The organism is Streptomyces sp. NPDC097617 (assembly GCF_044761485.1).
In the GTDB taxonomy this organism is placed as follows: domain Bacteria; phylum Actinomycetota; class Actinomycetes; order Streptomycetales; family Streptomycetaceae; genus Streptomyces.
On sequence record NZ_JBIWCL010000020.1, the window covers coordinates 23,067 to 37,785 of the forward strand.

Annotated in this window: 10 protein-coding genes; 1 reads left to right on the forward strand and 9 read right to left on the reverse strand. The window is 73.4% G+C overall.

Annotated features, from left to right (window positions below; translation table 11 throughout):
* Positions 1–10 precede the first annotated feature (10 nt).
* Entirely contained in the window at positions 11–2,392 is a 2,382-nt protein-coding gene (locus ACIQZO_RS27445) for an SCO5717 family growth-regulating ATPase (RefSeq protein ID WP_403631055.1), read from the forward strand.
* A gap of 63 nt (positions 2,393–2,455) precedes the next feature.
* Here the strand turns inward: ACIQZO_RS27445 and ACIQZO_RS27450 are convergent, their stop codons facing one another.
* From ACIQZO_RS27450 to rimP, 9 genes are all read right to left on the reverse strand, one after another.
* Complete coding sequence (locus ACIQZO_RS27450) at positions 2,456–3,412, reverse strand: bifunctional riboflavin kinase/FAD synthetase (RefSeq protein WP_403631058.1); 957 nt, start codon at positions 3,410–3,412, stop codon at positions 2,456–2,458.
* 126 nt (positions 3,413–3,538) lie between these two features.
* Entirely contained in the window at positions 3,539–7,285 is a 3,747-nt protein-coding gene (locus ACIQZO_RS27455; protein ID WP_403631060.1) for a serine protease, read from the reverse strand.
* 261 nt (positions 7,286–7,546) lie between these two features.
* Positions 7,547–8,482, reverse strand: a complete 936-nt coding sequence (gene truB, locus ACIQZO_RS27460) for a tRNA pseudouridine(55) synthase TruB (protein WP_403631063.1) — start codon at positions 8,480–8,482, stop codon at positions 7,547–7,549.
* Positions 8,479–8,928 (reverse strand): 30S ribosome-binding factor RbfA, encoded by a 450-nt coding sequence (gene rbfA, locus ACIQZO_RS27465; protein WP_403631065.1) that lies wholly within the window; start codon positions 8,926–8,928, stop codon positions 8,479–8,481. Before rbfA ends, truB begins: the two co-directional genes overlap by 4 nt.
* 40 nt (positions 8,929–8,968) lie before the next feature.
* Complete coding sequence (locus tag ACIQZO_RS27470; RefSeq protein WP_030011580.1) at positions 8,969–9,262, reverse strand: DUF503 domain-containing protein; 294 nt, start codon at positions 9,260–9,262, stop codon at positions 8,969–8,971.
* A gap of 184 nt (positions 9,263–9,446) precedes the next feature.
* Positions 9,447–12,590, reverse strand: coding sequence for a translation initiation factor IF-2 (gene infB / locus ACIQZO_RS27475; RefSeq protein ID WP_403631069.1), 3,144 nt, complete (start codon positions 12,588–12,590; stop codon positions 9,447–9,449).
* A 140-nt stretch (positions 12,591–12,730) separates the two neighbouring features.
* On the reverse strand, positions 12,731–13,024 hold the full coding sequence (locus ACIQZO_RS27480; RefSeq protein ID WP_403631073.1) for a YlxR family protein: 294 nt from the start codon (positions 13,022–13,024) through the stop codon (positions 12,731–12,733).
* Between the two features lie 146 nt (positions 13,025–13,170).
* The gene (gene nusA, locus ACIQZO_RS27485) at positions 13,171–14,181 is read right to left on the reverse strand and encodes a transcription termination factor NusA (RefSeq protein ID WP_403631076.1); all 1,011 of its coding nucleotides are present in this window, start codon (positions 14,179–14,181) and stop codon (positions 13,171–13,173) included.
* A gap of 2 nt (positions 14,182–14,183) precedes the next feature.
* The gene (rimP, locus tag ACIQZO_RS27490; protein WP_030718678.1) at positions 14,184–14,681 is read right to left on the reverse strand and encodes a ribosome maturation factor RimP; all 498 of its coding nucleotides are present in this window, start codon (positions 14,679–14,681) and stop codon (positions 14,184–14,186) included.
* Positions 14,682–14,719: the final 38 nt, after the last annotated feature.

Genomic DNA, 14,719 nt, shown 5'->3' on the forward strand with positions numbered 1-14,719 from the left:
AGGAGGACCAGTGAGCGGCGATCGGAACGAGAGGCGCGGCGGGACGTGGGACGTCCCGACGGACGATCAGTCCGACGCGGAGCCCGAAGTGACGGGCGAGTTCACCATCGACTACACCCCGCCGGCCTGGTACATGCAGGGCGGGACCCCGGCCGCGCAGGTACCGGGACTCCCCGAGGGCAGCGGCTTCGAGCCCCACCGCCCGTCGGACCTGGATTCGCCCTCGACGATGCGGATCGCACCGCCCGCCCCGCGGACACCGTCCGACGGCGCGGGCCTGCCGTCCCCATTCCCGTCCTCATCACCGTCCCCGTTCCCGCCCGCCCCCGCGGACCCGGTCGCCATGGCCCCGGGGTACCCGGCGCCCGCACCGGCTCCGATCGCCCCTGTGGCGCCGGCGTACGAGGCTCCGGTTGCGCCTGCGCTGCCGGCTCCGGTGTACGAGGCTCCGGCACCGGTCGAGTCGGCGCTGCCGTACGAGGTGCCGGCGTCGCCTCCGGTCGAAGCCCCGGCCCCGCTTCCCGCCCCCATCGACGAGGCGCCGGCACTGGCTCCCGCGCCGGTCGAGGACGCGCCGCCCGCGCTCGAAGCCCCGCTCCCGGTCGCGCCGGACCCGGCTCCGGTCGACGAGGTCACCCCGGAGCCCGCTCCGGCTCCCGCCCCTGCCCCTGCCCCTGCCCCTGCCCCTGAACTCGTCGACGCCGCGCCCGTGACGCAGTTCCCGCCCCTGCCCCCCGTCGACGAGGTGACGCCGTACCCGGCACTGCCGTCGCTGCCGGTCGCCGCGCCCGTGACCGAGGCTCCGCCCGCGCCGTGGGCCGGACCGCAGGACGCTCCCGCCGAGGGCGCGCCCGTACTGCCGCCCGCCGAGCAGGCAGCGCCGCCGGCTCCGGCTCCGGCTCCGGCTCCCGCTCCGGTCACCCCCGCGGACGCACCGCCGGCGCCCGTCGCGGAGACCCCGTACGGGGGACCCGTCGGCGAACCGCCGTCGCCGCCGGTCGCGTTCGGGACGCCGGACGCGTATGCGTTCCCGCCGCCGGCTCCCGTACCTCCCCAGCCGCAGCCCCCCGCCCCGCCGCAGCACTACGACCCCCGCGCCGCCGCCGGGCAGTGGTCCGCCGGGCCCGGTCAGCAGCCCTCGCAGCACCAGCCGCAACCGCAGCAACCGCAGCCGCACGACCCGCGCTACTCCGCCGGCCAGACCGGCGGCGGGGCGCCGCTGGGCTACACCGCCGCCGTCGAGCTGTCCTCCGACCGCCTGCTGCGCAACAAGCAGAAGCCGAAGAACAACAACAACGGCGTCGGCGGCCTGTTCCGCTTCGGCGGCAAGGCGGCCGAAGCGGAGCGCCAGCGCAAGCTGGACCTGATCCGCACCCCGGTCATGTCCTGCTACCGCATCGCCGTCATCAGCCTCAAGGGCGGCGTGGGCAAGACCACGACCACCACCGCCCTCGGTGCCACCCTCGCCACCGAGCGCCAGGACAAGATCCTGGCCATCGACGCGAACCCCGACGCCGGTACCCTCGGCCGCCGCGTCCGCCGCGAGACCGGTGCCACGATCCGGGACCTGGTCCAGGCGATCCCGTACCTGCACTCGTACATGGACATCCGCCGGTTCACCTCGCAGGCGCCCTCCGGTCTGGAGATCATCGCCAACGACGTGGACCCGGCCGTCTCCACGACCTTCAACGACGAGGACTACCGCCGCGTCATCGAGACGCTGGGCCGCCAGTACCCGATCATCCTCACCGACTCGGGCACCGGGCTCCTCTATTCCGCGATGCGCGGCGTCCTGGACCTGGCCGATCAGCTGATCATCATCTCGACCCCGTCCGTCGACGGTGCCAGCAGCGCCAGCACCACCCTCGACTGGCTCTCCGCGCACGGGTACGCCGACCTCGTCTCGCGCTCCCTCACCGTCATCTCCGGGGTCCGCGAGACCAGCAAGATGATCAAGATCGAGGACATCGTGCAGCACTTCGAGACCCGCTGCCGCGGTGTCGTCGTCGTGCCCTTCGACGAACACCTCGCGGCCGGCGCCGAGGTCGATCTCGACATGATGCGGCCCAAGACCCGCGAGGCGTACTTCAACCTCTCCGCGCTGGTCGCCGAGGACTTCCTGCGGGCCCAGCAGCAGGCCCCGCAGGGCCACTGGGGTGCGCCGCAGCAGCAGCCCCAGCCTCCGCAGCCGGCCTACCAGCAGCCCCCCGCGCAGCCGCAGCCGCAGCCGCAGCCGTACGGTCAGCCCCAGGACCGGCCCCCGTACCAGCAGCCGCCGCAGCCCTACGGTCAGCCGTACCCGCAGCCCGGCCAGCCCTGGCAGCAGCCTCCGGCCCCGCAGCAGCAGCCGCCGCACCCCCAGCAGCCCCCGCGCGACCCGCGCCTCGGCTGACGACGGACAGCAGGAAGGGCCCGTACCACCCCGAAGGTGGTACGGGCCCTTCCGCGTCGTCTGTCAGCGCTTCGCGTCGTACGCGTCCGTCAGCACCCGCGCCCGCTTCACATCGTCCGCGATCGCTTCAAGCAACCCGTCCAGGGACTCGAACCTCGCCATCCCCCGCACGTAGGCGAGGAAGTCGACGGCCACGTGCATCCCGTACAGGTCCAGCCCCACACGGTCGATCGCGTAGGCCTCCACGGTCCGCTCGGTGGCGTCGAACTGCACGTTCGTCCCGACCGAGATCGCCGCGGGCATCCGCTCGCCGTCCGCCGTCAGCCAGCCCGCGTAGACCCCGTCGGCCGGGATCGCGGTGTGCGGCCGGGTCTCGACGTTCGCCGTCGGGTAGCCGAGTTCACGCCCGCGCTGCGCACCGCGCACCACCACGCCCTCGACCCGGTGCGGACGCCCCAGGATCTCGGCCGCGCCGTCCATGTCGCCCTCCGAGACGAGCCTGCGGGCCAGCGTCGAGGAGAAGGGCACCCCGCCGCCCGCCTCACCGCGCTCGACCAGGTCCACGACGTCGACCTGGTAGTCGTACGTGGAGCCCAGCTCGCGCAGGAAGTCGACGTTTCCGGCGGCCCGGTGGCCGAAGCGGAAGTTCGGGCCCTCGATGACGGACCGCGCGTGCAGCTTGTCGACGAGGACCTTCACGATGAAGTCGGCCGGGGACAGCTGGGAGAACTCCGCCGTGAACGGCAGGATCAGCAGCGCGTCCACGCCCAGCCCGGCCATCAGCTCGGCACGCCGGTCGTACGGGGCCAGGATCGGCGGGTGGCTGCCGGGGCGGACCACCTCGCTCGGGTGCGGGTCGAAGGTGACCACCACGGACGGGACGCCGAGCTCACGTGCCGTGGCCACCGCCCGTCCGATGATCAGCTGATGTCCCCGGTGCACGCCGTCGTAGGAGCCGATGGTGACGACGCTGCGTCCCCAGTCCTGGGGGATGTCCTCCAAGCCACGCCAGCGCTGCACTGTGACCGCTCCTCGCCCGAACCCGGTTGGTCCTTGAACTGATTGCCGATTGCAGGTCTAAGACTGCCATGCCCGTGGCCGGTGCCCCGCATCGGCATCTGACTGGATCGGCCACCGTGTCTGTCGTCACGTCACATCCTCCGCCGCCCGGCTGAGGGTCTCCACCGTCCGGCGGGCGCTCGGCCCCAGCAGGGCCGCCGCCTCCACCTCCGCCGTCGCCAGCCAGCGGGCCACCAGCGCCCCGAAGGCCGGTTCGGCCCGGGCCAGCTCGACCGTCCGCCGCTCGAAGACCGCCGGCCCGCCCGGGGCCCGCAGCAGCTGCCGCCCGGTGCGCCGCAGCAGCTCCCGCGTACGGTCCTCGGTGCGCCCGGAGGTCCCGGCCGCGAGAGCCCCGAGGAACACGTCGAGCACCTGCGGATCGGCCTCCTCGCGCAGCAGGGTGTCGGCGAGCTCCCCGCGCAGCGGGTACGAGGCCTCCCCGCCCGGCGCCGCCAGTACGACGGCCAGCTCGGCACGCACCGCGGCCGGGGCGCCGAGGAGCAGGTCCAGGACCAGCGGCCGCACCACCGAGGCGGCGGCCGGACCCTGGTCGAGCCGCCGGTCCACGAACCAGGCGGCGTGCGGCGCGTCCCCGGGACACCGCGAGAGGTGCTCCCGTACGAGGTCGCCCGCGCGCCGGGCCAGCCCCGGCGTGGTCAGCGCGGCCAGGGCCCGCACCACCTCCCCGTCGGCCCGGGCCCGCAGGGCGGCGAACACCTCGTCCGGATCGGGCAGTACGGGCAGGGCCGCGACCAGCGCCTCCGCGGGCAGCCGGGAGCCGAGCTCGGGATCCCGGAAGCAGGCCAGGGCGTCGGGGAGGTAGCGCCCGCGCACCTGGGGGTCGCGGAGCAGGATCGCGAGCGCGCTGCCGTGCAGGGTGGCGTCGGCGGGGCGGGCGAGCAGGGCCTGGGCGGCGAGGCGCAGCAGCTCGCGGTCGGCGGGGGTGCGTACGTGCGGGGCGGTGGCGAGCCCGTAGGCGGCGGCCGCGACCCGAAGCCCGGGCCGTTCGTCGTTGGCCCAGCGGCCGACGGCCCGGCACAGGGCGGAGGGTTCCTCCTCGGCCAGTACGGCGAGCAGCTCGTCGGCGCGGGGGTGCGCGGCGGTGACGAGCGCCTCGGTGAGGTCGTCCACGGCGAGGCCCCGGTGGGTGTGCAGCAGGGCCTGGGCGGCGGTGGCGACGGTGGCCCCGGGCCGGCCGCGCAGCCGGCGGCCGTCGGTGAACCAGGCGCAGAGCAGCGGCTGTGCGCCCTGCGGGTCCCGGGCGAGGCGGCGGGCCGCGGCGTCGAGGTAGCGGTCGCCGGGGACCGCCTCGGCGGGGTCGGCGGGCAGCAGGCGGCGCAGCAGGTCGAGGCGGTCGGGCTCGGGCAGCCGGAGCCGGTTCCAGAACCAGCCGCCGAACTCCCCCGGGCCGGCGCGGGCCACGTGCTCGGCGAGAGCGTGCAGGACGGGCAGGTGGGGGCGGGCATCGGCGGTCCTGAGCAGGGTCTCGCGCAGCAGCCGGGCGGCCCACCAGGCGCTGTCCGGGGTGGCCCGCTCCGGTTCCTCGGCGAAGTGGTTGAGGCGGTCGACCAGCCCGGTGAGCTCCCGGCGCAGCGGGTCGGGGGCGAGCCGGCGCAGGGCCTCCAGGACGGGCCCGATCCGGTGCCGGGGTACGGGCAGTCCGGGTCCGGCGGGGCCGTGGACGAGGAGGCCGAGGGCGGTGGGAACGTCCAGGTGGCCGGCCTGGATCCAGTCGGACAGCTCCTCGTGGGCGAAGCGGTAGCCGGGTCCGGCGGGCACGAGCAGGCCCTCGGTCAGTACGGCGGAGGCCCAGCCGGTGCGCCACGGGAACAGTTCCTCGAAGGCGGCCCGGTCCAGCTGCCCCTGCCCGGGCCCCAGCGCGCGCCGGGCGGCCTCGTGCACCCGGCCGGCCACGCGCGTCGCGAGCCGCCGCACCCCGGGGCCGTGCACCCGGGCGCCCCCGGCGTCGGCGCAGGCCGCGGCGATGCGGACGGCGGCGCGCAGGCACAGCAGGTCCAGGTGTGCGGCGAAGACCTCACCGCGGCCGGGGCGGCCCGCGGTGACCTCGGCGGCGCGGATCCCGGCGAGCAGGTGCAGGGTGAGCGGGTGGCGGGCGTCGGCCTCCCGGACGGCGTCGGCGGGGATGCCGAGACGGGCCCGGGCGGTCTCGGCCTCGGCGGCGGTGAGGTCCGCGAGCGGGAGGGCGGGCGGCAGCCGCCGGGCCGGGCGGGCCGGGGTGTGCAGTGCCTCGGGCGGGTACAGGGCGCCGGCCCGTTCCCAGTACTCGGGCCGGGCGGCGACGACCAGCCGGGCCCCCGTGCCGCGCAGCCACTCGGCGGTGGCGGCGGTCCAGGGGGCGAGGCGGTGGGCGAGCTCCGGCGGCATCTCCTCCGGGGCGTCGAGCACGACGAGCAGGGGCCGGCCGGCGCGGGCGACCACGTGCGCGAGGTGCTCCGCGACGCGGTGGGCTCCCGCCGGGGCACCGGTCTCCTCGGCGCAGCCGGCCCCGCCGCCGGCCACGGTCCGGCTGCGCCACTCGACGAATACGGCTCCGCCCGCGCCCGGGCCCGCCCCTGCCCGGCCGCACCACTCCTGCGGCACGACCGCATCGGGGCTCGGCGCCCCTTGGCCGCGCCGCTGCTCGGGCACGACTGCGCCGGCCCCGGACGCGCGCCGGGACGTCTCCTCGGACGCCGAACGTGACGAGGTGTCGGAAGGCTCGGCGGCGAAGCGGTCAGCGCCCCGCGAGCGGCGCCCCGCCGCGCTTTCGACCCCGTCGGCACCCGCGCGCGGGCCGGCCTCCGACGCCGAGCATGACGCGGGGGCGCAAAGCCCGGCGGCGAGGCGGTCGGCGGCCCGTGGGGGCGACGGGGCTTCGACGATGCGGGCCGCCGCCGTCAGGGCCCGGGTCACCGCGTCGGCCAGGGAGGTGTCGGCGGCACGCAGGTCCGCGCCGCGCAGCCACAGCGTCGGCGCCGGGCAGGCGCCCCGCGCCCGGCGCACGGCCAGGGCGGCCAGTTCCGTGGTGCGGCCCGTGCCCGGGTCCCCGACCAGGCCGAGGACCGGGTGGTCCCCGGTGGTGAAGGCGGCGAGTTCGGCGGCGATGCCCGGGCGCTCCACGGATTCCGGGCCGTCCGGGCCGTCCGCCGAGAGGGGGGCGCCGAGCGTGGTCGCGGTCAGCTCCAGCGCACCGGCGAGGTTCAGGTCGGTGCCGTGGCCGGGGACGGTCGCGGCATTGCGCTCCAGGAGGGCGGCAAGCGGGCCGTCGGGGTCGGCTCCGGCCGCCGCCCGCAGGGCCACCGCGAAGCCCCCGGAGCGGTGCTCCGCCCGCAGAGCGGTGCCCAGTACCGCGAGCACCGCTCCGGTACCGGCGTCGAGCACCGGGCCCCCGCAGGCCTCTCCGCCCAGCCGCAGCGCGTCCCGGCCGTCCGTGCCGATCGCCAGTTCCACGGCCACGCCCGCGGGCACGGCGTGCGTCCCCTCCGCCGCCGGGTAGCTGGCCTGCGCGCCCCCGAGCACCCGCGCCTGCCGCCATCCCCGCGCCGGCAGCCGTACGTACGTCCCGGGGTCGATCACCTCGCGCAGTGCCACCGGCAGCGGCCGTACCCCGAGCCCGTCGGTCCGTACGAGCGCCAGCGCGAGCTCCGGCAGGACGGTGACGTCCGCCGCCTCGGCCAGCCAGGTCCGCCCGGCGGGTCCCGGCCCGTGCAGCACCACCCGGGTCAGGCCGTCGACGGCCTCGTGACTGGTGACCACCGTCCCGCGGTCATCCGCGACGAATCCGCTGCCGCGCGCCCGCCCGCCGGGATCACAGATCTTGACGAGCTCCGCCATGGCCGCACCACTCCCCGTACCGCTCCCCCGCAACGCCCCGTGCTCCGACGGTAGGCAGGTGAAGATCAGCACGAAAAGCACGCGAGGCGAAAGCGCCCCCTTACGCTCCCTCCATTCACTCCGAGCGCCTGCTCGGACGGGTGAATCCAGGGGTCCGGGTGGATAGAGACCTACCCGAGGGGGGTCGTGGAGCGGTGAGCGGCAGTCCATGTGCGCTCACCGCTCCACGTCAACACCCGGTGACCGGGTGGACGATCGGGATCAGACGAAGACCGCGAGGGACTTCGCCTTTCCGTTCTTGCTCTCGACGAGCCCGAGCAGCTGCCCCTCGGGGCCGAAGACCGCGACCGTGCGTCCGGCCTCGTACTCCTGCGGCATGTCGATCCGCACGCCGTTCGCGAGCAGCGACGCCCGCCGGGCGTCCAGGTCCCAGCGCGGGAAGGCGGCGGCGGCCGCCTCGCCGATGGGCATGACGGTCAGCTCCTCCTGGTGCTGGTCCAGGGTGCGCGCCATGTCGAGCTTGTACGGACCCACCCGCGTGCGGCGCAGCGCGGTCAGGTGCCCGCCGACGCCGAGGTCGGCGCCCAGGTCCCGGGCGAGCGCGCGGATGTACGTACCGCTGGAGCAGACGACGGAGACGACGAGGTCGACGACCTTCGTGCCGTCCTCGGCCTCGGCCTCCCGCATGTCGTACACCTGGAACGACGAGATGGTCACCGGCCGGGCCGGGATCTCGAAGTCCTCGCCGTCGCGGGCGCGCTTGTAGGAGCGCACGCCCTTGATCTTGATGGCGCTGACCTTGGACGGGACCTGCATGATCTCGCCGGACAGCTTGGCGATACCCGCGTCCACGGCCTCCCGGGTGACCCCGGTGGCGTCCGTGGAGGAGGTGTTCTCGCCCTCCGCGTCGTCCGTCAGGGTGTTCTGGCCCAGGCGGATCGTGCCGAGGTACTCCTTCTCCGTGAGCGCGAGGTGGCCGAGGAGCTTGGTGGCCTTCTCCACGCCCAGGACCAGCACACCGGTCGCCATCGGGTCGAGCGTGCCGGCGTGGCCGACGCGACGGGTCTTGGCGATCCCGCGCATCTTGGCGACCACGTCGTGCGAAGTGAAGCCGGACGGCTTGTCGACAATGACAAGGCCTCCCCCAGGCTCCGCCCGGGAGGTGCCCCCGGGCGTCTTCCCTGCGTTGCTGCTCATTCCGCGGCTGCGTCCTCGTCGTCCTCGCCCGGCTTCTTGTACGGGTCGGCGTCGCCGGCGTACTGCGCGCCGGAGGAGACCTCCCGCACCTGGGCGTCGGAGGAGCGCGCCTTGTCGAGGAGGCTCTCGATGGTCTTGGCGTTCTCCGGGAGGGCGTCCGCGACGAAGGTCAGGGTGGGCGTGAACTTGGTGCCCGCCGCCCGGCCGACCGCGGAGCGCAGAACGCCCTTGGCGCTCTCCAGGCCCGCTGCCGCGCTGGCCCGGTCCTCGTCGTCGCCGTAGACCGTGTAGAAGACCGTGGCCTCCCGCAGGTCGCCGGTGACGCGGGTGTCCGTGATGGTCACGTGCGTACCGAGGCGGGGGTCCTTGACTCCGCGCAGGAGCTTCTCGGCCACCACTTCCCGGATGAGGTCCGCCAGCTTCTTCGCCCGCGCATTGTCGGCCACTGGTCCGTCTCCTTCTTCTGTCTTGCAGACAAGCTATAAGTCAGTCTTCATCACCGTGGAGGCGCCGTCGTACGGACAGCAGCTCCACTTCCGGACGCGCCGCGACCAGCCGCTCGCAGCGGTCCAGTACGTCCGAGAGGAACCCCGCGTCCCCGCTGACCAGGGCGACTCCCAACCGCGCCCGGCGGTGGAGGTCCTGGTCGCCCACCTCGGCCGCGCTCACGGAGAACTTCCTCTGGAGCTCGGCGACGATGGGTCGGACGACGGAGCGTTTCTCCTTCAGCGAGTGGACGTCGCCGAGGAGCAGGTCGAAGGACAGAGTCCCCACGTACATGCAGTTCCGGATATCCCGCCGGTGCGGGTTCGGTGGCCTGCCGGGCCGTCGCCCGGCAGGATCACCCGGCGCTCGCGCGGCCGGGTCACCAGAACCGTACACGCAACGGCCGGGGCCGATCGACGGATTTTCCGCCGACCGGCCCCGGTGTTACGAGCTACGACACGTGCGATGTGCTTCGCGCTTACGCGCGGGGCTTCTCGCGCATCTCGTACGTCGCGATGACGTCGTCGATCTTGATGTCGTTGAAGGAACCGAGGTTGATACCACCCTCGAAGCCTTCGCGGATCTCGGTGACGTCGTCCTTGAAGCGGCGCAGACCGGAGATGGTGAGGTTCTCGGCGACGACCTTGCCGTCGCGCAGGAGCCGCGCCTTGGTGTTGCGCTTGACCTCGCCGGACCGGATGAGGACACCGGCGATGTTGCCCAGCTTGGACGAGCGGAAGATCTCGCGGACCTCCGCCGTACCGAGCTCGACCTCTTCGTACTCCGGCTTGAGGAGACCCTTCAGGGCCGCCTCGATCTCCTCGATGGCCTGGTAGATCACCGAGTAGTAGCGAACGTCGACGCCCTCGCGGTCCGCCATCTGCGCGGCACGGCCGGCCGCACGGACGTTGTAACCGATGACGATGGCGTCGGAGCCCATCGCCAGCGAGATGTCGGACTCGGTGACCGCACCCACACCGCGGTGCAGGACCCGGATGTCGACCTCTTCACCGACGTCGAGCTGGAGCAGCGAGGACTCGAGAGCCTCGACCGCACCGGACGCGTCGCCCTTGATGATGAGGTTGAGTTCCTGGACCAGACCGGCCTTGAGCACGGAGTCGAGGTCCTCGAGGGACACACGACGGACGCGCTTGGCGAAGTTGGCGTTGCGCTCACGCGCAGCACGCTTCTCGGCGATCTGACGGGCCGTACGGTCCTCGTCGACGACGAGGAAGTTGTCGCCGGCGCCGGGGACGTTGGTGAGACCCAGGACCAGGACGGGGGTCGACGGACCCGCTTCCTCGACGTTGTTGCCCTTGTCGTCGAGCATGGCGCGCACACGGCCGTAGGCGTCGCCCACGACCATCGTGTCGCCGACGCGGAGGGTACCGCGCTGGACGAGGACGGTGGCAACGGCACCGCGGCCGCGGTCGAGGTGGGACTCGATCGCAATACCCTGAGCGTCCTGCTCCGGGTTGGCGCGCAGGTCGAGCGAGGCGTCGGCGGTGAGGACGACGGCCTCGAGCAGGGAGTCGATGTGCAGACCCTGCTTGGCGGAGATGTCGACGAACATCGTGTCGCCGCCGTACTCCTCGGCGACCAGACCGAACTCGGTGAGCTGACCGCGCACCTTGACCGGGTCGGCACCCTCGACGTCGATCTTGTTGACCGCGACGACGATCGGGACGCCGGCGGCCTTGGCGTGGTTGAGCGCCTCGATCGTCTGCGGCATGACGCCGTCGTTGGCCGCGACCACGAGGATCGCGATGTCGGTCGACTTCGCACCACGAGCACGCATGGCGGTGAACGCCTCGTGACCCGGGGTGTCGATGAAGGTGATGCGACGCTCTTCGGCGTTGACCTCGGTGGAGACCTGGTACGCACCGATGTGCTGCGTGATGCCACCGGCCTCGCCCGCAACGACGTTCGTCTTGCGGATGGCGTCGAGCAGTCGGGTCTTACCGTGGTCGACGTGACCCATGACGGTCACGACCGGCGGACGCGGCATGAGGTATTCCTCGCCGCCCTCGTCCTCGCCGAACTCGATGTCGAAGCCCTCGAGGAGCTCGCGGTCCTCTTCCTCCGGGCTGACGATCTGGACGACGTAGTTCATCTCGCCGGCCAGCATCTCGAGCGTCTCGTCGGAGACGGACTGCGTGGCAGTGACCATCTCGCCGAGGTTCATCATCACGGCGACGAGCGACGCCGGGTTGGCGTTGATCTTCTCCGCGAAGTCGGTGAGGGAGGCACCGCGCGACAGGCGCACGGTCTCGCCGCCACCGCGCGGCAGCATCACGCCGCCGACGGACGGGGCCTGCATGGCCTCGTACTCCTGGCGCCTCTGACGCTTGGACTTGCGACCACGACGAGCCGGACCACCGGGACGACCGAAGGCGCCCTGCGTGCCACCACGGGCACCGGGACCACCGGGACGACCACCGAAGCCGGGACGACCGCCGCCACCGGCACCGGCCGGACCGCCGCCGAAGCCGCCGCCACCGGGACGCGGGCCGCCGAAGCCGCCACCGCCGCCGGGACGCGAGCCCGGACCGGCCGGACGACCGGCGAAGCCGCCGCCCGCGGGACGACCGGCACCGCCGGGACGACCTGCGCCGCCCGTACCGGGACCACGGCCACCGGGGCCGCCACCGGGACGGGGACCGGGACCACCGGCAGCGGGACGCTGCGGCATCATGCCCGGGTTGGGACGGTTACCACCGGGAGCACCACCAGGGCCGCCACCGGGACGTGCGCCGCCCTGCGGACGGGGCATGCCGCCCGGGGTCGGACGACCCGCACCGGCACCCTGCGGGCGCGGAGCGCCACCAGGACCACCCTGCGGGCGCGGAGCACCCTGGCCGCCACCGGCGCCGGGGGCACCGGGACGGGGCGCGCCGGCCGGACGGGGCGCCTGCGGGCGCGCCATGCCGGTGGAGCCGCCGGAGGTGAAGGGGTTGTTGCCCGGACGGGGACCGGCCGGACGGGCGCCCTGGGGACGCGGGGCCGAGGAACCGGGTGCACCGGCGGGCCGCTGGCCCTGGCCACCGGGGGCGGAGCCGGCCGGGCGCGGGGCGCCGGGACGGGCACCGGCCTGGCCACCCTGACCCTGGGCCGGACGCTGCTGCGCCGGACGGGGGCCGGGAGCGGCGGCGGGACGCTCGGTGCGCGCCGGGGCGGCCGGAGCCGCCGGAGGCGCGGAGAACTCGGTCGCCACGGGCGCCGCCGGAGCGGGCTTCGGGGCGGCCGGGGCCTTCGGGCCGGGACGCGGGCCGGAGGCGGCCGGAGTCACCGGGGCGGGCGCTGCGGCGGCCGGAGCCTCCGCGACGACCGGCTTGGGGGCCGGTGCGCCGGGCTTCGGCGCGCCGGGACGTACAGCGGCACCCGGGGTCGGAACCCCGGGCTTGGCGGGGGCGGCCTTGCGGGGCGCACCCGGCTTCGCGGCGGACTTGCCGGCGTTACCGCCGGGGCCCTGCAGCGCGTCGGTCAACTTGCGTACAACCGGCGCCTCGATCGTCGAGGACGCCGAACGGACGAACTCACCGAGTTCCTGGAGCTTGGCCATGACGACCTTGCTCTCAACTCCGAACTCCTTAGCGAGTTCGTATACCCGGACCTTAGCCACTTCGCTCCTTTTAGGTCCGGGTTACGCCGGACCGTCGCTACTTCATGGGCGTACTCATCGCGTACTCATCGAGTGCTCATCGCAATCTCGACCTACTTCCAACTCGCGAGGTACCTGACCGCACGGTTATCCGTGCCGTACTACTTCATTACGGTGTGCCCGGCCTCACCGGCCACGGCTTTGCGCAGGTTCTCCGTGTCGAGCGCTCCGGCGGACCGAAGGGCCCGGGGGAACGCACGGCGGCGGATCGCCTGGTCGAGGCAGACCACGGCGGGGTGCACATAAGCACCCCGGCCCGGCCTCGTGCCGCGTGGATCGGGGACGCATGCGTCTCCGTCCGCCACGACGCGCAGCAGATCGTTCTTGGCCGCTCGCTCCCGACACCCCACACAGGTGCGTTCGGGGCATGCGCGGGCTTGCGTCCGGCCAGACACGCCTAAGTCTACCTCCCCGCACCGACCTCTCTCCCGACAAGTGGCGGGGGAAAGATCGAACGGCTGTCGTGTTGTCTTGATATCCGCTGCCGGAGCAGCGGTCGTGCGCCCTGTCTACCGTCCGGGCAAGCCCGGACGGTAGCGGTTTATTCCCCGTCCCGGTCCCGGTCGGTGTCCGGGGACACCTCGGTGTCGGGACGGATGTCGATGCGCCAGCCGGTGAGCCGCGCGGCGAGGCGGGCGTTCTGGCCCTCCTTGCCGATGGCCAGCGACAGCTGGTAGTCCGGCACGGTCACCCGGGCGGACCGGGAGTCCCAGTCGACGACCTCGACCTTGCTCACCCGGGCGGGTGACAGCGCGTTCGCGACCATCTCCGCCGGGTCGTCCGACCAGTCGACGATGTCGATCTTCTCGCCGTGCAGCTCGGCCATCACGTTGCGCACGCGGCTGCCCATCGGGCCGATGCAGGCGCCCTTCGGGTTGAGGCCCGAACGGGTGGACCGAACGGCGATCTTGGTACGGTGACCGGCCTCACGCGCGATCGCCGAGATCTCGACGCTGCCGTCGGCGATCTCCGGGACCTCCAGCGCGAAGAGCTTCTTCACCAGGTTGGGGTGGGTGCGCGAGAGGGTCACGGACGGACCGCGGACACCCTTCGCGACGCGCACGACGTACGCCTTCAGGCGCAGACCGTGCGTGTACTCCTCGCCGGGGACCTGCTCCTGCACCGGCAGGATGGCCTCCAGCTTGCCGATGTCGACGAGGACGTTCTTCGGGTCCTTGCCCTGCTGGACGACGCCGGTGATGACGTCGCCCTCACGGCCTGCGAACTCGCCGAAGGTCAGGTCGTCCTCGGCGTCGCGCAGACGCTGCAGGATCACCTGCTTGGCGGTCGTCGCGGCGATCCGGCCGAAGTCCGACGGCGTGTCGTCGAACTCCTTGGGCTCCTGGCCCTCTTCGAGATCCCTCGGGTCTTCCGTCGCCCACACGACCACGTGACCGTTGGCGCGGTCCAGCACGACGCGAGCGCGGCGGAAGCTCCCCTCGGTCCGGTGGTACGCGATGAGGAGGGCCGACTCGATCGCCTCGACGAGCAGGTCGAAGGAGATCTCCTTCTCCCGGACCAGACCCCGCAGGGCACTCATGTCGATGTCCACGGCTACGCCTCCTCTTCCTTCTTGTCCTTGCGGTTGAACTCGATCTCGACACGCGCCTTGGCGATGTCGGTGAATGCGATACGCCGGGCGGTCGCCTTGCGGCCCTTCACGCCCGGGACTTCGAGGTCCAGGCCCTCGTCGTCGGCTTCGAGAATGCGGGCGATCAGTTCCCCGCCCTCGGCGAGCTGGAACTTCACGAGACGGCCGATCGCCCGTACGTAGTGACGGTGCTCGGTCAGCGGGCGGTCCGCGCCCGGCGAGCTCACTTCGAGGACGTACTCGTCCTCACCCATCACATCGGTTTCGTCGAGCTTGTCGGAGACCTCGCGACTCAGCTCGGCACACGCGTCCAGCTCCACGCCCTCGTCGGAGTCCACGATGATCCGCAGCATCCGGCGCTTGCCCGCCCGGGACATCTCGATCTCTTCGAGGTCCAGGCCCTTGGCGGCGACGAGAGGCTCCAGCAGTCCGCGCAGCCTGTCGCTCTGGGTGGTGCTCATCCGGGTGACTCCTCGGCCGCGTGTGCTGTTGTGATTTC